Source organism: Dongia sp., assembly GCF_041909655.1.
Taxonomy (GTDB): Bacteria; Pseudomonadota; Alphaproteobacteria; order Dongiales; family Dongiaceae; genus Dongia.
On record NZ_JAYRDA010000010.1, the window covers coordinates 78,303 to 101,054 of the forward strand.

Sequence of the window (22,752 nt, forward strand, 5' to 3'; positions counted from 1 at the left end):
GGCTTGGCCGATCCAGGAACGCCGCCGCCCGGGCATGCGCCTGGGGCATGGGACCCGCCCATCCCGACAAACTCGGTCGACTTGATGGCCTCGAGTTCTATATAGTAGGTTCAATCCATTAGGCGAATTCCTGGAGTGTATCGAAGATGGCGCGCGTAACAGTTGAAGATTGTGTCACCAAGGTCCCCAATCGGTTCGAGCTGGTCCTGCTGGCGTCCCAGCGGGCGCGGGAGATTTCCGCCGGTGCTCTGCTGACCCTGGACCGTGACAACGACAAGAACCCGGTCGTGGCGCTGCGCGAGATCGCTGACGACACGGTTTCGCTGGCGGCTCTGCAGGACAGCGTCGTGACCGGCCTGCAGCGCCATGTCGAGAATGACGAACCGGAGGAAGAGGGCACGGGCTTCGGTACCGGCGCCGGCGACCTTTTGGCTGAAATGCAGCAGGCGCAGATTTCCGACGACGAAGCCGAAGAGGCCGACATGGCCATCGACGGTGAGTTCGAGGATGCCACGGAGACCGATGACGGCAACTGACCGGTTCTCGTTTCGGTCGTTCCTGTTTAAGACGGAAAGGATTGGCTTTCACCCGGTCGCACAGAAAGGCGCATTGAGGACCGCATGATCCGGCAATTCGAACTGGTCGAGCGGGTGAAGTCTTACGATCCAGGCGCGGATGAGGACCTCCTCAACCGCGCCTATGTTTTTTCGATGAAGGCCCATGGCTCCCAGGCGCGCGCCTCGGGCGATCCCTATTTCTCGCATCCCCTCGGTGTCGCCGAAATTCTGACGCGGTTGAAGCTCGATTCCGCTTCGATCGCCACCGGCCTCCTCCACGACACGGTCGAGGATACCGAGGCGACGCTCGATCAGCTGCAGGACATGTTCGGCGGCGAGATCGCGCAGCTGGTCGACGGTGTCACCAAGCTCTCGCGCCTCGAACTGCAATCCGATCACACCAAGCACGCGGAAAACTTCCGCAAGCTGGTGCTGGCGATGTCGAACGACATTCGCGTGCTGCTTGTGAAGCTCGCCGATCGTCTCCACAACATGCAGACGCTGCATTTCATCAAGAATGCCGACAAGCGTCGCCGCATCGCCGCCGAGACCATGGAAATCTATGCGCCCCTGGCCGAGCGCATGGGCATGCATCAATTGAAGGACGAGCTTGAGAATCTGGCTTTTGCCGAGCTCAACCCGGATGCCTATCAATCGATCATCCAGCGCCTTTCCTTCCTGCGCGAGCAGGGTGCGGATCTCAACGCCAAGATCATCGCCGAGCTCGAAAAGACGCTGAAGGACGCCGACATCGTGGCCGAGGTCTCCGGGCGCGAGAAGACGCCCTTCTCGATCTGGCGCAAGATGCAGAAGAAGCGCATGGAGTTCGAGCAGCTGGCCGACATCATGGCGTTCCGCGTCATCGTCGCCGATCTCGGCCTCTGCTATCAGGCACTGGGCGCCATTCATGGCAAGTATTCGATGATCCCGGGGCGCTTCAAGGATTACATCTCGACGCCCAAGCCCAACAAATACCAGTCGCTCCATACCGGCATCATCGGTCCGCAGCGCATGCGCATCGAGGTGCAGATCCGCACCGATTCCATGCACGAGATCGCGGAAATGGGTGTGGCGGCCCATTGGGGCTACAAGCAGGGTGCGACCAAGATCGACGGGCGGCAATATCGCTGGCTGCGCGAGCTGCTCGACATCCTCGAGCACGCTTCGGGGCCGGAGGAATTCCTCGAGCATACCAAGCTCGAGATGTTCCAGGACCAGGTCTTCTGCTTCACGCCCAAGGGCGATCTCATCGCGCTCCCGCGCGGGGCGACGCCGGTCGATTTCGCCTATGCGGTCCATTCCGAGATCGGCGACACCTGTGTCGGCGCCAAGATCAACGGCCGCATCATGCCGCTGCGTACCGCTTTGCAGAACGGCGATCAGGTGGCGATCGTCAATTCGAAGGCACAGACACCATCACCCGCCTGGGAACGCTTCGTCGTTACGGGGAAGGCGCGGGCCTGTATCCGCCGCTTCATCCGCACCCAGCAGCGCGCGCAATATCTCGAGCTCGGCCGCGCCATGCTGCAGAAGGAATTCGCCCATGCCGGCTATGAATTCACCGAAAAGGCGATCGACGGGGTTCTGAAGAAGTTCAAGGCGGAAGAGGTCGAGGACCTGATCACCCAGGTGGGCGAGGGGCTGATCGGCTCCCGCGAGGTGGTGAACGCCGTCTTCCCCGGCCAGAAGAACGCCACCCCCGCCGACAAGGCGCCAGCAAGACGCAGCGCCAAGAAGGTGAAGGGCGGTCATGCCATCCCGATCCGCGGCCTCATCCCGGGAATGGCGATGCATTTCGCCGGCTGCTGCCATCCGCTTCCCGGCGACCGCATCGTCGGCATCGTCACGACCGGCAAGGGCGTCACCATCCACACCATCGATTGCGAGACACTGGAAAGCTTCGCCGACACGCCGGAACGCTGGCTTGATGTCGCCTGGGATCAGGACGCCAACGGCACCGCGCAGCATACCGGCCGCCTCGATGTGGTGATCACCAACACGCCGGGCAGCCTCGGCTCGCTCACCACCGTCATCGGCAAGAACAGCGGCAACATCTCGAACCTGAAGATCGTCAACCGCTCGATCGATTTCTTCGAGATCATCGTCGATGTCGAGGTGACGGATTTGAAGCACCTGTCCAACATCATCGCCGCCTTGCGTGCCACACCCTCGGTCAATTCGGTCGACCGGGCACGGGGATGAGTGCCGCTTCATGATCCTCGGCATCGGCAACGACCTCATCGACATCCGCCGCATCGAGAAATCGATCGAGCGCTTCGGCGACCGCTTCATCCAGCGGGTCTTCACCGAGGTGGAGCAGAAAAAATCGGATCGCCGCGCGCAAAGGGCGGCGTCTTACGCCAAGCGCTTCGCCGCCAAGGAGGCCTGTTCCAAGGCTTTGGGCACCGGCTTTCGCGACCAGGTCTTCATGAAGGATATGGGGGTGGTGAACCTCCCCAGCGGCAAGCCCACGCTGGCGCTCAGCGGCGGCGCCCTCAAACGCCTTCAGGCGATTACGCCCCCCGGCATGGTGGCGCAGATCGACCTTACCATCACCGACGACTTTCCGCTGGCTCAGGCCATTGTCATTATCTCGGCTGTGCCGGTGCCGGTATCTGCCTAACCGAATGGAAAAACATGGAAATAACCATGCTGCGGCGATGCGCGACGGGCCTATGGCCTTGACTTTAAGGATACCCACTGGCTTGATCCGCCGCCAAAGACCGGCGACATATCCGCCCCCTCCGACTCCAGACCGATAAGGCGCAATTTCCCCTCATGGCGCGTAAGACCGAGACCGAGCCCAGCCAGATCGCTGAGACCGTGAAGACCATCGTTTGGGCGGCGATCATCGCCGTCGGCATTCGAACCTTCGCCTATGAACCTTTCAGCATCCCTTCCGGCTCGATGATCCCCACCTTGCTGGTCGGCGATTATCTGTTCGTTTCCAAAACCGCCTATGGCTACAGCCGGTTTTCCTTCCCCTGGGGCCTGGTGCCGGTCGAGGGGCGCATCTGGGGCGATACGCCGGAGCGTGGCGATGTCGTCGTCTTCCGTCCGCCGGGAGAGCCGCAGACCGATTTCATCAAGCGCGTCATCGGCCTGCCCGGCGACCGCATCCAGGTGAAGGACGGCCTCCTCCATATCAACGGCCAGGCGGTGAAGCGCGAGCGGATCGAGGATTTCGTCGATACGACCAGCGTCTATGGCGGAACCTTCCCCCAATATCTGGAAACGCTGCCGGGCGGCGTCAGCCATCGCATCATCGAAAAGCAGGGCGATGGCTCCAGTTCCGACAACACGCCCGTCTATGTGGTGCCGCAAGGCCATTACTTCATGATGGGCGACAACCGCGACGGTTCGCGCGACAGCCGGGCGCTGGCCAGCGGTGTCTGGTCCGATACCACCCGCGAGATTACCGAAGCGAAGGATCTCGATACCGTGGGCTTCGTGCCCTACGAAAACCTGATCGGCCCCGCCAAGATCCTGTTCTGGTCCTATGGCGAGGAATTCAAGTTGACCAATCCGCTGACCTGGGTGACGGCACTGCGCTGGCAGCGGCTCGGCAATCTGGTGGAGTGAGCGGTGGCTGCCGCCACCCTCAGCGAACTCTCCGCCCTGATCGGCCATGACTTCGCGCGGCCCGAATTGCTGGAGATGGCGATCACCCATCCCAGCGCCACCGGGCGGGCGCGGCCGAAAAGCGCCAAGCGGGTCCCTGCGTCGCGCAAGCCCGCGGCGAAATCGATCGCCAAGCTTGGCGATAACCAACGCCTGGAATTCCTGGGTGATCGCGTGCTCGGCCTGATCGTCGCCGAAATGTTGTTCGCAGCCTTCCCGACCGAGGATGAGGGGGCGCTGGCCAAGCGCCTTGCCGCTTTGGTGCGGCAGGAAGGCCTCGCCCAGGTGGCGGGGGGGCTTGGCCTCGGCCGCTTCCTCGCCCTCTCGCGCGGCGAGGAGGATAGCGGCGGGCGCGACAACCCGGCCACCCTCGCCGATGCCTGCGAGGCAATCATCGGCGCGCTCTATCTCGATGGCGGCATCGCGCCGGCACGCAACTTCATCGAACGCCACTGGCAGCCGATGATGTCGGCCGAAGCCCTGCCACCGCAGGATGCCAAGACGGCGCTCCAGGAATGGGCACAGGCGGCCGGGCTCAGCCTGCCGCATTACGCCGTCATCCGCAGCGAAGGCCCGCCCCACGATCCCGTCTTCGAGGTCGAAGCCAGTGTCACCGGCCACGATCCCGCCCGCGGCACCGGCCGCTCGAAGCGGGCGGCCGAACAGGCGGCCGCGCGGGAATTGCTTTCCGCCGTGCAAGCGGGCCAGAATAAAGCCGTATCGGCATGAATGACGCCGGATCGCCTCGCGATCCCGGTGCTGCCAACAGAAAGTGAATTCTTCCATGACTCAACGCTGCGGCTTCATCGCCGTGCTGGGGGCCCCCAATGCGGGCAAGTCGACGCTGGTCAACCGCGTCGTCGGCCAGAAGGTCTCGATCGTCAGCCCCAAGGTGCAGACCACCCGCGCCCGTGTGCTCGGCATCGTCATGCAGGACGAGATCCAGATGATCTTCGTCGACACGCCCGGCATCTTCGCGCCCAAGCGTCGCCTCGATCGGGCCATGGTGGCCGCCGCCTGGAGCGGGGCGGGCGATGCCGATCAGGTCCTTCTCATGGTGGATGCCAGCCGCAAGGGCGTCGATGACGACACAAGGCGCATCATCGAGGGTTTGAAGCAGCATCGCCGCCAGGCCGTGCTGGTCCTCAACAAGATCGACCTGGTAAAGGACCGCGCTTTGCTGCTCGCCAAGACGGCGGAACTCAACGCATTAGGTGATGGCGACAAGCCGCTCTTCAGCGACACCTTCATGATCTCGGCCGAAAGCGGCGACGGTGTCGCCGATCTGGTGAGCGAACTCGGCCGCCGCATGCCGGAAGGTCCGCATCACTATCCGGAAGACCACATCACCGATGCGCCGCAGCGCTTCCTGGCCGCCGAGGTGACGCGCGAGCATCTCTTCCGCCATCTGCACGAGGAAGTCCCCTATTCGCTCACCGTCGAGACCGAGGAATGGGAGGAGTTCAAGGACGGCTCGGTCAAGATCACCCAGGTGGTCTTCATCGCCAAGGAAGGCCAGAAGGCCATCGTCATCGGCAAGGGCGGTCAGAAGATCAAGCAGATCCGCGAGGCGGCGCAGCGCGAATTGCAGCACATGCTGGAACGCCCGGTGCACCTCTTCCTCTTCGTCAAGGTCCGCACCTCCTGGGCCGAGGATCCCGAGCGCTACCGCGAAATGGGCCTCGATTTCGACCACTGAATACTGGGGGTGAAGTGGACTTCACCGACACAGCCTTCGTTCTCTCGGCCCGGCGCCATGGCGAGGGGGATATCATCCTCTCCTGCCTGACGCGCGATCATGGCCGGCATATGGGCCTGGTGCGCGGTGGTGCCTCGCGCCGGCAGCGGCCCGGTGTCGAGATCGGCAATGCGATCGCGGTGATGTGGCGGGCGCGTCTTTCCGAACAGCTCGGCAATTTCCAGATCGAAGTATTGAAGGCCCATGCCGCGCATCTGATGGACGATCCCGATCGCCTCGCGGCGCTGGGTGCCGCGGCGGCGGTGATCGATGCGACATTGCCCGAGCGCGAGCCGCATACCGATATCTACGAGGATTTTGGCGGGCTGATTACCGCCCTGGTCGCGGGCGAAGTGGATTGGGGCCTCCTTTATCTCCGCTGGGAATTGCAGGTGCTGGCCGATCTCGGTTTCGGGCTCGATCTTTCTTCCTGCGCGGTGACCGGGGTGAAGGAGGGACTGGCCTTCGTCTCGCCCAAGACCGGCCGTGCGGTGACGGCCTTGGGCGCCGGGCGCTATGCCGAAAGGCTGCTGCCCTTGCCGCCGGTGCTCTGCAACCTTGACGCCCCGGCCGGTCCGACGGATATCGTCCAAGGCCTGCGTCTCACCGGCCATTTCCTCCACGCCCATCTTCTCGACTCGCCCAGCGCCGAAAAGCGCCTCCAGGCCCGCGACCGTTTGGTCGAGCGGGTGGCTGGATCGACCTAGGGGCGGCTTGATTTAACCCGGCCCCTTCGCCATGCTCCCGCCCGCATCACAACCGCGGGACCATCATGAGCAATCGTCACTTCGTCGTCATCGGCGCCGGCATCGTCGGCATCTCCGCCGCCCTCTATCTGCAGAAGGACGGCCATCAGGTGACGGTGGTGGACCGTGTCGATCCCGGTGAGGGCACCTCCAAGGGGAACGCCGCGGTGATCGCCTCGGAATCCTGCATTCCTGTGGCGACGCCGGGCATCCTCTGGGACGTGCCGAAGATGCTGATGGATCCCCTGGGGCCGCTCGCCATCCGCTGGTCCTATCTCCCCAAACTCGCGCCCTGGCTGATGCGCTTCGTCGCCGCCTCGGGCGAGAAGAAGGTCGAGCAGATCTCGATCGCTCTCCGGAGCGCACTCACCCAGGCTTTGCCCGCGCACAAGGAATTGGCGTCCCTCGCCGGCCAATCGCTGATGATCAAGGAAACCGGCTGGCTCGGCATCTTCGAGAAGGACGAGAAATTCGCCAGCTATCAATGGGATCTCGCTTTGCAGAAGCGCCGCGGTATCGAGTTCCAGATTCTGAAGCAGGAAGAAATCCGCCAGTTCGAGCCCAGCCTGCAGCCACTCTATAAGCACGCGGTCTATTATCCCGAGAATGCCTACGTCACCGACAATTTCGCGCTGGTTCAGCGCCTGGCCGCGCATTTCGTCAGTGCCGGCGGTCGTATTCTCAAATCGGAAGTTCAGGGTTTCGAGATCGGCCCCGCCGGCCCCACCCATGTGCGTGCCGGCGGCGACAAGATCGCCTGCGATGACGTGGTGGTGGCCTGCGGTGCCTGGTCGAAGAAGCTGGCGAAGTTGCTCGGCCATAACGTGCCGCTGGAAACCGAACGCGGCTATCACGTGACCCTGCCCAAGGCCGGCAAGATGCCGCGCATGCCGCTTTATTCCGGCGATCATTCCTTCGCCATCACGCCGCTCGAGGTCGGCCTGCGCTTTGCCGGCACGGTGGAATTGGGCGGCCTCGAAGCCGAGCCCAATTACGCCCGCGCCGAAAAGCTGATGGTCCATGGCCGCCGCATGTTCGGCGACCTCAACGAAGAAGGTCGCAGCGACTGGATGGGATTCCGTCCCTCAATGCCGGATTCGGTGCCGGTGATCAGCCAGGGTGGCCGCTTCCGCAACACCTATTTCTCCTTCGGCCACGGCCATATCGGCCTCACCCTCGGCCCCGTCACCGGCCGCATCATCGCCGACCTCGCCGCCGGCCGCGATCCGGGCCTGGATCTCAGGCCGTTCCGGATTGATCGGTTTTAGGACCGATATATAAAGAATCGGCATATAAAGAATCGTCATCCCCGGGCTTGACCCGGGGATCAGCCGATACGTGACGGGCCTCACCCAGTCGACCCCGATCCCCGGGTCAAGCCCGGGGATGACGGAAGAGAAGCGGAAGGGATAGGCTGGGGCAATGAGCGACATCGACGCCGCCTTCTCCATCCGCGTGCTCACTACGGCCGATGCGATCGCCTATCGCATCTTTCGCCTGACCGCGCTCAAACGCTATCCGCATCTCTTCCGTGCCGATGCGGATGAGGAGGCGGCTAAGCCTTTGGCCTCGACCGAGCGGCGGTTGAAGGAATCGCCCCACAACCGCTGGACCGGCGCCTTCGATATTTCCGGCAATCTCATCGGCAGCGTCGGCTTCCGCAGCGAGGCCGGGCTGAAGCGCCGCCATATCGGCCAGATCCTGGGGTTGCAGGTCGCCCAGCAATGGCAAAGGCGCGGCATCGCCACGGCGCTCCTCCAGGATGCCATCGCCCAGGCGAGCGCATTGGGCATCTCCCAGATCCAGCTCAGCCTCACCTTGCCGAACCCGGCTGCCGAAAAACTCTATGACCGGCTCGGCTTCGAGGTCTATGGATTGGAGCGCGACGCCTTGCGCGTTTCCGGCCAATCCCACGACAAGCAGCACCGGCAATTGCGGCTCGGCGCCTAAAATAGACCCTAAGTCCTTGCGAACGAAAGAGGTCCGGCGGGCTTGACGTGCCGGTCTTGCTGCCTAGGATGGCGCCCCGATTCAGATTCGCGGAAAGAATAATATCCGAATGGCCAAAAAAGCCGCCCCGACGCCCCCGCCCGAAGGCGAGATCAAGCTCACCAACCTCGCCGAGGCGCTGGGCGAACGGTATCTGTCCTATGCGCTCTCCACCATCATGGCGCGTTCGCTCCCCGATGTGCGCGACGGCTTGAAGCCGGTCCATCGCCGCATCCTTTTCTCGATGCGGCAATTGCGCCTCGATCCCGGTTCGGGTTTCAAGAAATCCGCCCGCGTGGTTGGCGACGTCATGGGTAAATTCCACCCCCATGGCGATTCCTCGATCTATGACGCCATGGTGCGTTTGGCGCAAGATTTCGCCGTCCGCTATCCGATGGTGGAAGGCCAGGGGAATTTCGGCTCGATCGACGGCGATAACCCGGCGGCGATGCGCTACACCGAAGCGCGCCTGACCGAGGCGGCCGCCCTCATGCTGCAGGATCTCGACAACGACACGGTCGATTTCCGTCCCTCCTATGACGGCGAGAATCTGGAACCGGTGATCCTGCCGGCGGCCTTCCCCAATCTCCTGGCCAATGGCGCGCAGGGGATCGCGGTCGGCATGGCGACCAGCATCCCGCCCCATAACGTGGCCGAGATCTGCGATTGCCTCACGCATCTCTTGAAGACGCCCAATGCGCGGGTCGAGACGCTGGTCAATCTGCTGCCGGGGCCGGATTTCCCGACCGGCGGCGTGCTGTGCGAAACCCGCGAGACCATGATCGAGGCCTATCGCACCGGCAGGGGTTCGTTCCGCGTGCGCGCCCGCTGGGTGCGCGAGGAATTGAAGGGCGGCGGCTTCCAGATCGTCATCACCGAAATTCCCTATCAGGTCGCAAAATCGCGGTTGATCGAGAAGATCGCGGAATTGCTGATCGACAAGAAGCTGCCCTTCCTCGACGACATCAACGATGAATCGACCACCGACATCCGCCTGGTGCTGACACCGAAATCGCGGAATGTGGACCCAGAGCATCTGATGGAACAGATGTTCCGTCTCACTGATCTCGAAACCCGCTTCAGCCTCAACATGAACGTGCTGGGCGCCGATCAGGTGCCGCGCGTCATGGGGCTGCCGGAAGTGCTGCAGGCCTATCTCGACCACCGCCGCGTCGTGTTGCAGCGGCGCTCGAAGAACCGCCTGTCCGAGATCGAGCGGCGCCTGGAGATCCTCGATGGTTACCTCATCGCCTATCTCAATATCGACGAGGTGATCCGCATCATCCGCTTCGAAGACGAGCCCAAGGCCGTCATGATGAAGAAGTGGAAGCTCTCGGATACCCAGACCGACGCCATCCTCAACATGCGCTTGAAAGCCTTGCGCAAGCTTGAGGAAATGGAGATCAAGGGCGAGCACAAGGAGCTGTCCGCCGAGCGCAAGGAATTGCAATCGCTCCTCGCCAGTGATGAGAAGCAATGGGCCTCGGTCGGCGCCGAGGTGACGGAACTGAAGAAAAGCTACGGCCCGAAGACCGCTTTGGGCAAGCGCCGCACCGAGCTTGGCGATGCCCCCTCGGCCGTCATCATCCCGCTGGATGCCATGATCGAGCGCGAGCCCATCACTGTGATCTGCTCCTCCAAGGGCTGGATCCGTTCCATGAAGGGCCATGTCGAAGAAGGCACCGAGATCAAGTTCAAGGAAGGCGATTGGGGCAAGTTCCAGCTTCAGGCCGAGACCACGGACAAATTGGTGATCTTCGCCACCAACGGCAAGTTCTACACGATCCCCTGCGACAAGCTGCCGGGCGGGCGCGGCCATGGCGAGCCGGTCAGGCTCTATGCCGATCTCGGCAACGAGCATGACATCGTCGCCATGATGATCCACAAGCCCGGCGCCAAATTGCTGGTGGCCAGCCATGACGGCCGTGGCTTCGTGGTCGGCATGGACGATGTGGTGGCCCAGACCAAGAACGGCAAGCAGGTGCTCTCGGTGCCCGATGGCGAGGAGGCCAATGTCTGCGTGCCCGCCGATGGCGACATGCTGGCGGTGATGGGCGAGAACCGGAAACTGCTCATCTTCAAATTGTCGGAAGTGCCGGAGATGAGCCGCGGCCGCGGCGTCATGCTGCAAAAATACAAGGATGGCGGCCTCTCCGACGCACGCGTCTACACCAAATCGGAAGGCCTCACCTGGCGCCTCGGCGACAAGACCCGCACCGAAACCCATGCCAATCTCAAGGACTGGATCGGCGAGCGGGCCCAGGCCGGCCGCCTGCCGCCCGCGGGCTTCCCCAAGGCAAACAAGTTCAGCGGCTGATAAATCCTACTGATCACGCCAGTAAAGCCGCTTATCAAGAAAGCGCACATGCTTCGTCACGTTGACGCTGGCATGTGCGCTTTTGTCGGTTTTTGACTTGGATCATTTTTCGCGCAGGCTATAGTTTCGCTCAAGAAGAAGAAGCCAAGCTCCGCTCGCGCGCATCGCAGTACCCATGTCGCGCCTCTCCTGAAGCTCAGCCATTCCGGGATGGAAATGCCAAGACCAGCGTCACGTGCGGTGAAGCCGCGCGGGCGATGTCGTGTGGCGCCTTTCCGTCGGGTGTTCGAGCGGCAAGGAGCCAGGCGTCACATGAACAAGCCCTTCATCGGCAAGAAGTCAGCCGCCGCCGGCGGCTGGGGTGCGCTGAAAAGCTGCGGCAAGCATCTGCTGGCGGCCGGTGCCCCCCTGTCTGGCGCCAAGACCATGCTGAAGGCCAACCAGCCCGACGGCTTCGATTGTCCGGGCTGCGCCTGGGGCGATCCCGAACACGGTTCCTCCTTTGAATTCTGCGAGAACGGTGTCAAGGCCGTGACCTGGGAAGCGACCGAGAAGCGCGTGACACCGGATTTCTTCGCGCGCCACAGCGTCAGCGAATTGCGCCACAAATCGGATCATGACCTCGAACATCTGGGCCGTCTCACCCATCCCCTGCGCTATGACGCGCCGAGCGACCGCTATCGTCCCATCGCCTGGGAGGAAGCCTTTGCCGAGATCGGTCATGTGCTCAAGGGCCTCGATCATCCGAACCGAGCCGAATTCTATACCTCGGGCCGCGCCAGCAACGAGGCCGCCTTCCTCTATCAGCTCTTCGTCCGCCTCTATGGCACCAACAATTTCCCCGATTGCTCGAACATGTGCCATGAGGCAAGCGGTGTGGCGCTCCGCCAGGCGATCGGCATCGGCAAGGGCACGGTGACGCTGGAAGATTTCGAGCATGCCGATGCGATCTTCGTCGTCGGGCAGAATCCCGGCACCAACCATCCGCGCATGCTGGGCGATCTTCGGAAAGCCGCAATGCGCGGTGCCCGTATCGTCGTCCTCAACCCGATCCGCGAGCGCGGCCTTGAGCGTTTCGCAGATCCCCAGGACAAATTGCAGATGCTGCGCGCCGGGTCGACCGACATCGCCAGCGATTACCTGCAGCCGCGCCTGGGCGGCGACATGGCGGCCTTTCGCGGCATGGCGAAGGCGGTCTTTGCCGCCGATGACGCTGCCCTGGCGTCGGGCAGGCCGTCACTGCTCGATCACGATTTCCTCAGCCAGCACACCGCCGATTTCACCGCCTATCGGGCGGCGGTCGATGCCACGACCTGGGCCGCGATCGAGGATCAATCCGGCCTCACCCGCGCCGAGATCGAACACGCGGCGGACATCTATCTCGCGGCCGGCAACGTCATCTGCACCTGGGCGATGGGGGTGACGCAGCACCGCCATTCCGTCCCCACCATCCGCGAGATCGCGAATTTCATGTTCTTGCGCGGCCATGTCGGCCGCAAGGGTGCCGGGCTCTGCCCCGTACGCGGGCACAGCAATGTCCAGGGTGACCGCACCGTCGGCATCAACGAGAAGCCGCCGGCCGCGTTCCTCGATGCGCTCGCCCGCGAATTCGGGTTCGAACCGCCGCGCGAGAACGGCCATAACGTGCTGGGGGCGATCGGCGCCATGCTGGCGGGTGAAGCCCAGGCCTTTATCGGCCTCGGCGGCAATTTCGCCCGCGCGACACCGGACAGCGATCTGGTGGCAAAGCTGATGCAATCGCAGAAACTCACCGTCCATATCGGCACCAAGCTCAACCATTCGCATCTGCTGCCGGGCGAGATTGCCTTCATTCTCCCTTGCCTCGGCCGCACCGAAATCGACCGAAATTCAAAAGGTGTCGCGCAAATCGTGACCGTCGAGGATTCGATGAGCATGGTGCACGGTTCCGGCGGCATCAACGAACCGGCCTCGCCGCATTTGAAATCCGAGATCGCCATCATCGCCGGGATCGCCGCCGCGACCATCGGCTCGACAAAGGTCGATTGGGCGGCCCTGGCCGATGATTACGACCTCATCCGCGATCGCATCGCGCGTGTCATTCCCGGCTTCGAGGATTACAATACGCGGGTCCGCCGCCCGCGCGGCTTCTATCTCGGCAATTCGGCAGCCGAGCGGCGCTGGGCGACACCGGCTGCGCGCGCCACCTTCTGGGCCGGCGCCCTCCCCGAAACCGTCGAGCACCAGGATGCGCGCGACCGGGACGGCATTTTCGTCCTCCAGACCTTCCGCTCCCATGACCAGTACAACACCACGATCTACGGCATGAACGACCGTTATCGCGGCATTTATGGCGAGCGCCGCGTGGTCTTCATGAATCCCACCGATCTCGAGAAGATCGGTGCCAAAATCGCCGACCGCGTCGATGTGATCGGCGTGCATGACGATGGCCGGGAACGCATCGCCGCCGATTTCCGCCTGGTGCCCTATGACATTCCTGAGGGCTGCGTTGCCGGCTATTACCCGGAACTCAATGTCCTGGTGCCGCTGGGACAGGCGGGCGAGCAATCCGATACGCCGGCCTCGAAATCGATCCTGGTGCGGTTCCGCCCGGTCCATTCCCGGTTGGGCGGCCGGTAAAGTGGAGCAAACGGCCGAATCCTACCTGGCGCTGGTCGCCGCCGTTCAGGCAGCCGCGCCGCAGCCGCTCTCCGCTTTGGCCGCCGGCCTGCTGGCGGCGCTCCATCTGGGAATCGCCGGCGACAGCCGCGCTTTTGCGCAACAATTCGATATCCCCCACGCCCTCGCCTTGCGCGCGGTGAGCGAACTCGCCGCGCTCGATCTGGTCGAAACCGGCACGCGCGATCCCCGTACCCAGCGCACGTCCTATGCCCTGACCCGGGCCGGTCGCGATCTGCTGGAAAGCCCCCCGGCACCCGCCGCCCCGTAAAATCAGCCAGGCCCGCCGGCCGACGTAACAAAGCCCCTTTCCCCGCCGAATGACCTATGCAGGCCGCCGATCCATCGCGCGCCGGATGCAATCGTCCCCGCCCGGCGCGGTCGGCGGCCTGCTTCGCATGACGACCGAATTCAACGATTGAAATCAGACAAAGGGAGCTACCCATGACGCATATGCGCAAACTGACCTCCGCGACCATGGCCGCGGCGGCGATGGCCCTGCTTGCGGGCGGCGTTGTCAGCCTGACCAGCCAGCCGGCCCAGGCCGATGCGGTGAAATGTGCCGGCATCAATTCGTGCAAGGGTACCAGCGCCTGCAAAACGGCCAGCAACGAATGCAAGGGTCTCAACGAATGTAAGGGCCATGGCTGGCTCGAGCAGAGCAGCGCCGAAGCCTGCACCACCGCCGGCGGCACGGTGCTCGACAGCTGATTTGGATCGGCCGGCATCGGACAGGGTGCCGGCCGTCTCTTTCGCGGCGAACAAGGAGCAGCCTTGCATGCTCGGCTTCGGTCTTGGTCTGCGTCCGACACATTATTCCGCCATCGAGGCCAGTATGTCGGGCGTGGCGGGCATCGATTGGTTCGAGATCATCTCGGAAAACTACATGGTGCCGGGTGGACCGCCCTTGCGGCATCTGGACAGGATCCGCGCCCGCTATCCGATGGTGATGCACGGCGTCTCGCTCTCCATCGGTTCGACCGCGCCCCTCGACCCCGATTATCTCCATGACCTCAAGAACCTTGCCGCCCGTGTCCAGCCGGCATGGATATCGGATCATCTCTGCTGGACCGGGATCGCCGGCCTCAACATGCATGACCTCCTGCCGCTCCCGTTCACGGAAGAGGCGCTGGATCACGTCGCGGCGCGAGTGCATCAGGTGCAGGACTATCTCGGCCGCCCGATCCTTCTTGAAAATACCTCAAGCTACGTAACCTTCACGCAATCGGTGCTGCCGGAATGGGAATTCCTGGCCGAACTCACGCGCCGCACCGGCTGCCAATTGCTGCTCGACGTGAACAACGTCTATGTCAACGCCTTCAATCACGGCTTCGATGCGCGGCTCTTCATCGATTCCCTGCCGCGCGCGGCCGTCCGGCAGATCCATCTGGCCGGGCATCAGAACAACGGCACGCATATCGTCGACACCCATGACCATCCGATGATCGACGCGGTCTGGGATCTCTACGCGCATGCCATCGGGCGGCTGGGGCCAGTCGCCACCATGATCGAGCGCGACGACAATATCCCGCCTTTGGCCGAATTGGTGGCCGAACTCGACCGGGCACGCGTGGTCGCGGCTGCCGCAATGTCGCTGGAGGCGGTGGCGTGAAACAACTCGCCCTCCTGCAGCGGAATTTTCAGGATTATCTGCTGGGCCGGTCGGAATCCATCCTGGCCTCGGTCGAGGGTTCCGTCGGTCTTGCCGCCGACGATCGGCTGGCCGTCTACCGCTTTGCCTATGGGCAGAGGTTGATCGAGGCCCTTGGCAACGATTTTCCCGGTCTCCTCGCGCTGCTGGGCGAGGCGCCTTTCGCCGCGCTCGGCCGGCGCTATCTCGCGCAATACCCCTCGCGCCATCCTTCCTTGCGCTGGCTGGGCCGGTATCTCGCGCGCTATCTGGATTCCGGCGCCGAAACCGGTCTGCATCCGCTGGCGGCCGATATGGCGCATTTCGACTGGGCCGTGGCACAGGCCTTCGATGCGCGCGACCAGGCGCCGATCGGCATGGCGGATGTATTCGCGCTGCCGCCGCAAGCCTGGGAAAGCTTTCGTTTCGTCTTTGCGGATTCGCTCAGCATCTTTGCCGGTGATGCGGCGATCGGCGATGCGCGGCGTGCCTTGCTGCGGGACGCGGCTCACGATGCGGTCTCATCGGACCGGCGCACCACATGGCTGGTCTGGCGCCAGGGCGAAGAGATTCAGTTCCGCGACGCCACGCCGGAAGAAGCAGCCTGCCTCGCCTTGATGGGCAAAGGCGGCACGTTCGGCGACATGTGCGATTGGCTGATGACGAATGCCCCCGCGGAAACGCCCGCCCGCGCAGCGGAATTCATCAAGGATTGGGTGGAACGCGGTCTCGTGGTCGGGCTGGAACACGATGCCGCCCTGTCGTGCTGACGCCCTGTCGCGCTGATTTCCGCCTGATCGCTTTCTGCTGCGCCTTGCTGCCGGCGTTATTACCCGGCGCGTCGGCCGCCGAATCCACCTGCGCCTACGATATCGGCGTGGCGGATGCCGAAGCATCGCGTCTCGACATGATCGTGCGCTGTTCGGACCCATCCCTGCTGGACACCCTCTCGCCGCGCGACGATGCCGCAACCTCCTACATTGAGCGCATTGCCGCGCCGGCCGGCCAGGCCGCCTTCCGCCTTGATCTCTCCGGTTTCGCCGCTGCCAGCCAATCGCGCGACGGCGCGCTGCGCATCGGTGGTTCCCTTCTGGTGACGCCGTCGGCGATCATCCCGGCCCCGCGCGACGGCGATGTCGATCTGGCTTTCACCATCACCGGCGGCGATGCGGCTCTCTCCCTGCCGCGGGGGATCGACGGGGCCTATCATCTTTCCGCCGGCCGGCTTTGGGATGCGGGCGAATGGGTCTTCGGCAAGTTCCGCAGGATCGGCGTCGATGCCATGCCGGATCTTTCAGTCGTGCAGCTTGATGCCCATCTTGAACTCTCCCCGGATGACCTCGGCCGCTGGATCGGCGATGTCGCCGCCAGCAATGCGCGCTTCTGGGGCATGGCGCCGGTCGATCCCACCTTGCTGGTGCTGATGCCCGAAGCCGGGTCCGGCGGTCTGTCAGGCGGCCGGGTGATGGCGGCGGGTGGCGCCACCATCCTGTTGCGCATCGGCGAGCGGGCGCGGCTGCCGGATCTCTACGAGGAATGGGTGTTGGTGCACGAATTCCTGCATCTCGGCTCGCCTCTGGTGCGCGATACCGGCATCTGGTTCAACGAGGGGATCGCCACCTATTTCGAACCGATCATCCGTGCCCGCGCCGGCTGGAAGACCGAGGAAGCGGTCTGGCTGGAATGGATCGACTGGATGCCGCGGGGGGTGATCGATCTCGCGCCGCCGGGTCTTGCCCAGGCGCGCCGGCCCTATTGGGGTGGTGCGCTGTTCCTGCTCCTGGCGGATATCGAGCTGCGCCGGCAAAGCGATGGGCGCCGCGGAATCGAGGATTGCCTGCGCGCGATCCTGCGCCAGGGCGGCAACATCGCCATCCGGTGGTCGACCGAGGCCGTCCTTGCCGCCTGCGACCGGGAAGAGGGCGATGCCGGTGTCCTGAGCGGGCTTGCCGCGCGCTATCTCCATCACGGCGCGCAACTCGATCTCGATGCGCTCTGGCGCGATCTCGGCATCCGGAAAACCGACAGCGGCGGCATCGTCTTCGATGACGCCGCACCTTTGGCGGATGCGCGGCGGGCGATCGTCTGGGGCGGCGCCGGCCGTCACTGGGCGCCGATCGGCGCGTATCGCGCTACTCCCTAAAGATCCCGCGCGAGCCTGAAGCCGATGATGTTCTCGCGTCCATCCGCCGGCACGGCATATCGGCGCGCCAGACGCATGTCCCAGGGATTTTCCAGCCAGGATCCACCCCGCGCGACGCGGTTCTCGCAGGTCTCGGTCACGCGCGCGCTGCCGTCACTGGGAGTCCCTTCATAGCTGGGCTCGTAACAATCAATCACCCATTCCCAGACATTGCCCAGCATGTCGTGAAGCTTGAAGCGGTTGGGGGCGAAGCTGCCCACCGGCGCCGTGAACGCAAAGCCATCCTCGCAGGCGCTCGCACCATTCCCGGGATTCTCCTTGTCGCCGGTGACATCCAGCCCGTTGGCAAATGAGCAACCGCCATTGGGATTGTCCTGGCCCCAGGGCCAGGTGGTGATCTTGCCGGCGCGCGCCGCATATTCCCATTCGGCCTCGGTCGGCAGGCCATAATCGATTCCGGTAAGGTCGCTGAGCCAGGCGGCGTAAGCGACCGCGTCTTCCCAACTGACGCAGACCGCCGGATGATCGCCCGTTTGTGAAAAGCCGGCCTCGAGATAATCGCCCTCGGGCGCCATGCGGCCATCGCCGCCATCGGCGAACCAGCAATCCTTGACCGGCCGCGCCGTTGCCTTGACGAAGGCCGCGAATTGATCGCGCGTCACTTCGCGGGTGGCGAGGGCGAAGGGGGCGGGGATGGTGACGTGATGCGGCGGTCCTTCGTCATCATGCCGCACCTCGTCATCGCCGGGCGAGCCCATCGTGAAATCGCCGGCGGGGATCGCCACCATCTCCGGACAATCCGGGCAGTCGCGGAAGATCTCGCCGGGCTGCGGCACGATTCTGTCCCTGCCGCGTGCGCTCGATTCCGGCTCCGCTGGTTGGGTGGGTTCCGGCAGGGCGGCCACCTGCTCATTCTCGCCGCGGAAATAGAAGGCGCCGGTCAGCGAGGAGGAATCCCAGGGCACCTGCTGCGCATCCGTGGCGGCCATCACCGCCACCCGCACGTTGCGGAACATTTCCTCGATCGGCACTTTAGGCCCGGCGATCGCCTCGGCCAGCGCCCGGGAATAGGGCGAGTTGCCGCCGCTCCCGTCGCGCGCCACGTCGCCCGGTGCCGTTGCATAGGCGATGAAGCTGCCGGTGGGCGCATCCATCCGCGCCAGGCCCTGGGTGACGCTCCTGAGGCCGCGCGCGAGCGGATTGTTGCGGCAGGCATCCAGCACCACGATGTTGACCCGGTTGCCGGCGAATTCCATCTGCTTCAGCACCCAATCGGCATTGACCGCCTCCATCTCGGCATCGGCTTCCGAGGCGATGGCGGCCTCCAGCGGCAGCAGGTAATTGACCCCGCCGATCTGCACCCCGTGGCCGGCATAATAAAAGAGTCCCGTGGCCTCGGGCCCGGCCGCCACCAGGCGCTGGCCGAAATCCGAGATCGCCCGCTTCATGGCTTTAAGATCGGCATCCTTGAGGGTGACGACGGAAAAGCCCACGCTGGCCAGGGTCTTTGCCATCAGCTCGGCATCGGCCGCCGGGTTGGGGAGGCGACCCAGCTCGGCCCCATAATCTCCGTTCCCGATGATGAGGGCGACGCGCGGTTCGGCCCGAGCCGCCTGGGTCATGGCCACCGCGATCCCGCATAGCAGCATCAGAAACGAGACCAGGCGCATATGCATATATTGTCTCCCGAACCGCCCCGGGGGTGAGGCTAGGCCCGTGATCGGCCGGGTGGCAAGCCGGACGACTCCGTTGGGCTCCGCCAAGGGCGCGCAATAAAATTGCCATAAAGGCTACCCAATCCGCCCGGAACGGTCTCTCCGCTCAAGAATTGGTGGGTGGCGCCTCTGGGGAACCCATCGTATGGTAGCCATGCACCTTGCGCGTGAGCGGCGTTAAGTCTTTGAAAAAGACCGATTTCACCCCGGATTCTTCTGCTTGACCGGGGGTATTCGAATCAATATATTCCGCCCGCCTTTAAGGGGGCTGGTGGTAGATGACCCGGCGCGGAAGCGCCCTTCAGTCTAGACGCTGTCCCGACTTAAGCAGCAAAGCGACATATGGCTCCTCTGCCCAAGGGCATGAGCAATCTGGCGTTTTTTTAGTGACCGCATCGAGCCGAGTTGCGAAAGCGACAAGGGCTGCGATGAGGTCGCTTTTGCTTACGGCAAACGTTGCAAGTGGCAAATCTGCGCCAATGGGCTCGGCCCGGACGCGCGACGAGGTGAGGAAGAAGAATGCCGACGATTAACCAGCTGATCCGCGGTGGCCGCGAGCCCTTGAAGGCCCGCAACAAGGTGCCGGCGCTTGAAGCGAGCCCGCAGAAGCGTGGCGTGTGCACCCGCGTCTACACGACGACGCCGAAGAAGCCGAACTCTGCGCTGCGTAAGGTCGCGCGCGTGCGGCTCACCAACGGTTTCGAAGTTACCTCGTATATTCCCGGCGAAGGCCACAACCTGCAGGAACACTCGGTCGTCATGATCCGCGGTGGCCGCGTCAAGGATTTGCCCGGTGTTCGTTATCACATCATCCGCGGCACGCTCGATACCCAGGGCGTGAAGGATCGCAAGCAGCGTCGTTCGAAATACGGCGCCAAGCGGCCGAAGTAAGGAGATCACGAGATGTCGCGTCGTCACGCAGCTGAAAAGCGCGAAGTTCTGCCGGATGCCAAGTTCGGTGACATCGTGCTCACCAAGTTCATGAACAGCCTCATGTATGCCGGCAAGAAGTCGACCGCCGAAGGCATCGTTTACGGTGCCCTCGCCACGGTCGAGAAGAAAGCCAAGTCGGATCCGGTGAAGTTGTTCCACGAAGCCCTCACCAACGTGAAGCCGCACCTCGAAGTGCGCTCGCGTCGTGTCGGCGGTGCCACCTATCAGGTCCCGGTCGAAGTCCGTCCGGACCGCGCCCAGGCGCTGGCCATCCGCTGGATCATCACCACCGCGCGTGGCCGTTCCGAGCAGACCATGACCGACCGCCTGGCAGCCGAGCTGCTGGATGCCGCCAACAACCGCGGCAATTCGGTCAAGAAGCGTGAAGACACCCACCGCATGGCGGAGGCCAACAAGGCCTTCTCGCATTATCGCTGGTAAGGGTGGGAAGGAACTAGATCATGGCGCGCACCACACCGCTCGAGCGATACCGCAATATCGGCATCATGGCCCACATCGATGCCGGCAAGACCACCACGACCGAGCGCATCCTCTATTACACGGGCAAGTCCTATAAGATCGGCGAAGTGCATGAAGGCACGGCGACGATGGACTGGATGGAGCAGGAGCAGGAACGCGGCATCACGATCACGTCGGCTGCCACCACCTGCTTCTGGCGTGACCATCGCGTCAACATCATCGACACCCCGGGCCACGTCGACTTCACCATCGAAGTCGAGCGTTCGCTTCGCGTGCTCGACGGTGCCGTGACCGTGTTCGACTCGGTTGCCGGCGTCGAGCCGCAATCCGAGACCGTCTGGCGCCAGGCCGACAAGTACGGCGTGCCGCGTATCTGCTTCGTCAACAAGATGGATCGCATCGGCGCCGATTTCTATCGCTGCGTCGACATGATCGTTGATCGCCTCGGTGCCAAGCCGCTGGTGATCCACCTCCCGATCGGTTCCGAGAGCGAGTTCGTCGGTCTCGTCGACCTCGTCGCCATGAAGGCGGTGATCTGGAAGGAAGAGACCCTGGGCGCGGAATTCGTCGTCACCGACATTCCCGCGGACATGAAGGACAAGGCCGAGGAATATCACGCCCGCCTGGTCGAGATGTGCGTCGAGCTCGATGACAGCGTCATGGAAGCCTATCTCGAAGGCAAGCAGCCCGACGTCGATACGCTGAAGAAGCTCATCCGCAAGGGCACCATCGCCAGCACCTTCGTGCCGGTCCTGTGCGGCTCGGCCTTCAAGAACAAGGGCGTGCAGCCGATGCTGGACGCCGTGGTCGATTTCCTGCCGTCGCCCTTGGACGTGCCGGACATGAAGGGCGTTGCCGTCGATGGCGATGAGGAACTGACCCGCAAGAGCTCGGATGACGAGCCGTTCTCGGGCCTCGCTTTCAAGATCATGACCGATCCCTTTGTGGGCTCGATCACCTTCGTGCGCGTCTATTCCGGCGTGCTCAACACGGCCACCTCCGTGATGAACACCGTGAAGGAAGAGAAAGAGCGCGTCGGCCGCATGCTCTTGATGCATGCCAATAGCCGCGAAGACATCAAGGAAGCCCGCGCCGGCGACATCGTCGCCATCTGCGGCCTGAAGAACACCACCACCGGCGACACGCTCTGCGATCCCGCGCACCCGATCATTCTCGAGCGCATGGAATTCCCGGAGCCGGTCATCGAAGTGGCGGTCGAACCGAAATCCAAGGCCGACCAGGAAAAGATGGGCGTGGCGCTCAACCGCCTCGCGCAGGAAGATCCCAGCTTCCGCGTCAATTCCGATCCGGAAAGCGGCCAGACGATCATCAAGGGGATGGGCGAACTCCATCTCGAAATTCTCGTCGATCGCATGAAGCGCGAATTCAAGGTCGAAGCCAACGTGGGTGCGCCGCAGGTGGCGTATCGCGAAAGCATCACCAAGAAGATCGAGCACGATTACACCCACAAGAAGCAGACCGGCGGCTCGGGCCAGTTCGCCCGCGTCAAGATCCGCTTCGAGCCGTTGGAGCCGGGTTCGGGCTTCGTCTTCGAGAACGCCATCGTCGGTGGTTCGGTGCCGCGTGAATACGTGCCGGGCGTCGAAAAGGGCCTGAAGCTGGCCAAGGAAACCGGTGTCATCGCCGGCTTCCCGCTCATCGACTTCAAGGCGACCCTGATCGACGGCGCCTATCACGACGTTGACTCGAACGTGCTCACCTTCGACATCGCCTCGCGCGCCTGTTTCCGCGAAGGCATTCCCAAGGCCGGCCCGAAGCTCCTCGAACCGATGATGAAGGTCGAGGTGGTGACGCCGGAAGACTACATGGGCGACGTGATCGGCGATCTCAATTCCCGCCGTGGCCAGGTTCAGGGCATGGACAGCCGTGGCAACGCCCGTGTGATCACGGCGATGGTGCCGCTCGCCAACATGTTCGGCTACGTCAATACCCTGCGCTCGATGAGCCAGGGCCGTGCCCAATACACCATGACTTTCGACCACTATGAGCAGGTCCCACAGGCGGTTGCGGACGAAGTCCGCGCCAAGATGGCCTAAGAAACCAGACCTGATCGGAACCAGCGAACTGACGGAGTAAGACGATGGCGAAGGCTAAATTCGAGCGTAACAAGCCGCACTGCAACATTGGCACGATTGGCCACGTTGACCACGGCAAGACGTCGCTGACGGCGGCGATCACGAAGGTTCTGGCGGAAACGGGCGGTG

Annotated in this window: 21 protein-coding genes; 20 read left to right on the forward strand and 1 reads right to left on the reverse strand. The window is 63.5% G+C overall.

Annotation, left to right across the window (positions count from 1 at the left end; genetic code table 11):
* Window positions 1-146: 146 nt before the first annotated feature.
* The 16 genes from rpoZ (at window position 147) to ACE3PR_RS18240 (ending at window position 17,399) form a co-directional block, all read left to right on the forward strand.
* Window positions 147-536 carry a DNA-directed RNA polymerase subunit omega gene (gene rpoZ, locus ACE3PR_RS18165; RefSeq protein ID WP_374374873.1) on the forward strand — a complete coding sequence of 130 codons (390 nt, stop codon included), beginning with the start codon at window positions 147-149 and terminating at the stop codon, window positions 534-536.
* An 84-nt stretch (window positions 537-620) separates the two neighbouring features.
* Window positions 621-2,759, forward strand: coding sequence for a bifunctional (p)ppGpp synthetase/guanosine-3',5'-bis(diphosphate) 3'-pyrophosphohydrolase (locus ACE3PR_RS18170; RefSeq protein WP_374374876.1), 2,139 nt, complete (start codon window positions 621-623; stop codon window positions 2,757-2,759).
* Window positions 2,760-2,769: 10 nt separating this feature from the next.
* Window positions 2,770-3,180: a holo-ACP synthase gene (acpS, locus tag ACE3PR_RS18175; protein ID WP_374374878.1), complete on the forward strand. Its 411-nt coding sequence runs from the start codon at window positions 2,770-2,772 to the stop codon at window positions 3,178-3,180.
* A 155-nt stretch (window positions 3,181-3,335) separates the two neighbouring features.
* Complete coding sequence (lepB, locus tag ACE3PR_RS18180) at window positions 3,336-4,139, forward strand: signal peptidase I (RefSeq protein WP_374374880.1); 804 nt, start codon at window positions 3,336-3,338, stop codon at window positions 4,137-4,139.
* A gap of 3 nt (window positions 4,140-4,142) precedes the next feature.
* Complete coding sequence (gene rnc / locus ACE3PR_RS18185; RefSeq protein ID WP_374374883.1) at window positions 4,143-4,907, forward strand: ribonuclease III; 765 nt, start codon at window positions 4,143-4,145, stop codon at window positions 4,905-4,907.
* A 55-nt stretch (window positions 4,908-4,962) separates the two neighbouring features.
* Window positions 4,963-5,877, forward strand: coding sequence for a GTPase Era (gene era, locus ACE3PR_RS18190; protein WP_374374885.1), 915 nt, complete (start codon window positions 4,963-4,965; stop codon window positions 5,875-5,877).
* Between the two features lie 14 nt (window positions 5,878-5,891).
* A complete protein-coding gene (gene recO / locus ACE3PR_RS18195) occupies window positions 5,892-6,623 on the forward strand; it encodes a DNA repair protein RecO (protein ID WP_374374887.1) in 732 nt (243 codons plus the stop codon).
* 65 nt (window positions 6,624-6,688) lie between these two features.
* Window positions 6,689-7,930, forward strand: a complete 1,242-nt coding sequence (locus ACE3PR_RS18200; protein ID WP_374374889.1) for an NAD(P)/FAD-dependent oxidoreductase — start codon at window positions 6,689-6,691, stop codon at window positions 7,928-7,930.
* Window positions 7,931-8,084: 154 nt separating this feature from the next.
* Window positions 8,085-8,612: an N-acetyltransferase family protein gene (locus ACE3PR_RS18205; RefSeq protein ID WP_374374891.1), complete on the forward strand. Its 528-nt coding sequence runs from the start codon at window positions 8,085-8,087 to the stop codon at window positions 8,610-8,612.
* Window positions 8,613-8,721: 109 nt separating this feature from the next.
* The gene (parC, locus tag ACE3PR_RS18210) at window positions 8,722-10,968 is read left to right on the forward strand and encodes a DNA topoisomerase IV subunit A (RefSeq protein WP_374374893.1); all 2,247 of its coding nucleotides are present in this window, start codon (window positions 8,722-8,724) and stop codon (window positions 10,966-10,968) included.
* Window positions 10,969-11,280: 312 nt separating this feature from the next.
* Window positions 11,281-13,587: an FdhF/YdeP family oxidoreductase gene (locus ACE3PR_RS18215; RefSeq protein ID WP_374374896.1), complete on the forward strand. Its 2,307-nt coding sequence runs from the start codon at window positions 11,281-11,283 to the stop codon at window positions 13,585-13,587.
* Window position 13,588: 1 nt separating this feature from the next.
* Window positions 13,589-13,897 carry a hypothetical protein gene (locus ACE3PR_RS18220; protein WP_374374898.1) on the forward strand — a complete coding sequence of 103 codons (309 nt, stop codon included), beginning with the start codon at window positions 13,589-13,591 and terminating at the stop codon, window positions 13,895-13,897.
* Between the two features lie 173 nt (window positions 13,898-14,070).
* The gene (locus ACE3PR_RS18225; RefSeq protein WP_374374900.1) at window positions 14,071-14,337 is read left to right on the forward strand and encodes a hypothetical protein; all 267 of its coding nucleotides are present in this window, start codon (window positions 14,071-14,073) and stop codon (window positions 14,335-14,337) included.
* Between the two features lie 67 nt (window positions 14,338-14,404).
* A complete protein-coding gene (locus ACE3PR_RS18230) occupies window positions 14,405-15,238 on the forward strand; it encodes a DUF692 domain-containing protein (protein ID WP_374374902.1) in 834 nt (277 codons plus the stop codon).
* The gene (locus ACE3PR_RS18235) at window positions 15,235-16,026 is read left to right on the forward strand and encodes a putative DNA-binding domain-containing protein (RefSeq protein ID WP_374374905.1); all 792 of its coding nucleotides are present in this window, start codon (window positions 15,235-15,237) and stop codon (window positions 16,024-16,026) included. The genes ACE3PR_RS18230 and ACE3PR_RS18235 overlap by 4 nt, the downstream gene beginning before the upstream one ends.
* Window positions 16,020-17,399, forward strand: coding sequence for a hypothetical protein (locus ACE3PR_RS18240; protein WP_374374908.1), 1,380 nt, complete (start codon window positions 16,020-16,022; stop codon window positions 17,397-17,399). The genes ACE3PR_RS18235 and ACE3PR_RS18240 overlap by 7 nt, the downstream gene beginning before the upstream one ends.
* Here ACE3PR_RS18240 and ACE3PR_RS18245 read toward each other — a convergent pair.
* Window positions 17,396-19,075: an SUMF1/EgtB/PvdO family nonheme iron enzyme gene (locus ACE3PR_RS18245; protein WP_374374910.1), complete on the reverse strand. Its 1,680-nt coding sequence runs from the start codon at window positions 19,073-19,075 to the stop codon at window positions 17,396-17,398. The genes ACE3PR_RS18240 and ACE3PR_RS18245 overlap by 4 nt on opposite strands.
* Before the next feature lie 558 nt (window positions 19,076-19,633).
* Between ACE3PR_RS18245 and rpsL the strand changes: the two genes are divergently transcribed.
* The 4 genes from rpsL to ACE3PR_RS18265 all read left to right on the forward strand — a co-directional run.
* The gene (gene rpsL, locus ACE3PR_RS18250; protein WP_374374913.1) at window positions 19,634-20,005 is read left to right on the forward strand and encodes a 30S ribosomal protein S12; all 372 of its coding nucleotides are present in this window, start codon (window positions 19,634-19,636) and stop codon (window positions 20,003-20,005) included.
* A 12-nt stretch (window positions 20,006-20,017) separates the two neighbouring features.
* A complete protein-coding gene (gene rpsG / locus ACE3PR_RS18255; RefSeq protein ID WP_374374915.1) occupies window positions 20,018-20,488 on the forward strand; it encodes a 30S ribosomal protein S7 in 471 nt (156 codons plus the stop codon).
* A 20-nt stretch (window positions 20,489-20,508) separates the two neighbouring features.
* On the forward strand, window positions 20,509-22,584 hold the full coding sequence (gene fusA / locus ACE3PR_RS18260; protein ID WP_374374918.1) for an elongation factor G: 2,076 nt from the start codon (window positions 20,509-20,511) through the stop codon (window positions 22,582-22,584).
* 44 nt (window positions 22,585-22,628) lie between these two features.
* Window positions 22,629-22,752 (forward strand): GTP-binding protein (locus ACE3PR_RS18265; RefSeq protein WP_296516918.1); only part of this gene is annotated, 124 nt, incomplete at its 3' end.

Excerpts from the sequence above, each read along its gene's own strand:
- rpoZ (WP_374374873.1), top strand. The coding sequence starts at position 147 with ATGGCGCGCGTAACAGTTGAAGATTGTGTCACCAAGGTCCCCAATCGG.
- ACE3PR_RS18170 (WP_374374876.1), top strand. The coding sequence starts at position 621 with ATGATCCGGCAATTCGAACTGGTCGAGCGGGTGAAGTCTTACGATCCA.
- acpS (WP_374374878.1), top strand. The coding sequence starts at position 2,770 with ATGATCCTCGGCATCGGCAACGACCTCATCGACATCCGCCGCATCGAG.
- lepB (WP_374374880.1), top strand. The coding sequence starts at position 3,336 with ATGGCGCGTAAGACCGAGACCGAGCCCAGCCAGATCGCTGAGACCGTG.
- era (WP_374374885.1), top strand. The coding sequence starts at position 4,963 with ATGACTCAACGCTGCGGCTTCATCGCCGTGCTGGGGGCCCCCAATGCG.
- ACE3PR_RS18200 (WP_374374889.1), top strand. The coding sequence starts at position 6,689 with ATGAGCAATCGTCACTTCGTCGTCATCGGCGCCGGCATCGTCGGCATC.
- ACE3PR_RS18205 (WP_374374891.1), top strand. The coding sequence starts at position 8,085 with ATGAGCGACATCGACGCCGCCTTCTCCATCCGCGTGCTCACTACGGCC.
- parC (WP_374374893.1), top strand. The coding sequence starts at position 8,722 with ATGGCCAAAAAAGCCGCCCCGACGCCCCCGCCCGAAGGCGAGATCAAG.
- ACE3PR_RS18215 (WP_374374896.1), top strand. The coding sequence starts at position 11,281 with ATGAACAAGCCCTTCATCGGCAAGAAGTCAGCCGCCGCCGGCGGCTGG.
- ACE3PR_RS18225 (WP_374374900.1), top strand. The coding sequence starts at position 14,071 with ATGACGCATATGCGCAAACTGACCTCCGCGACCATGGCCGCGGCGGCG.
- ACE3PR_RS18230 (WP_374374902.1), top strand. The coding sequence starts at position 14,405 with ATGCTCGGCTTCGGTCTTGGTCTGCGTCCGACACATTATTCCGCCATC.
- ACE3PR_RS18245 (WP_374374910.1), bottom strand. The coding sequence starts at position 19,075 with ATGCATATGCGCCTGGTCTCGTTTCTGATGCTGCTATGCGGGATCGCG.
- rpsL (WP_374374913.1), top strand. The coding sequence starts at position 19,634 with ATGCCGACGATTAACCAGCTGATCCGCGGTGGCCGCGAGCCCTTGAAG.
- rpsG (WP_374374915.1), top strand. The coding sequence starts at position 20,018 with ATGTCGCGTCGTCACGCAGCTGAAAAGCGCGAAGTTCTGCCGGATGCC.
- fusA (WP_374374918.1), top strand. The coding sequence starts at position 20,509 with ATGGCGCGCACCACACCGCTCGAGCGATACCGCAATATCGGCATCATG.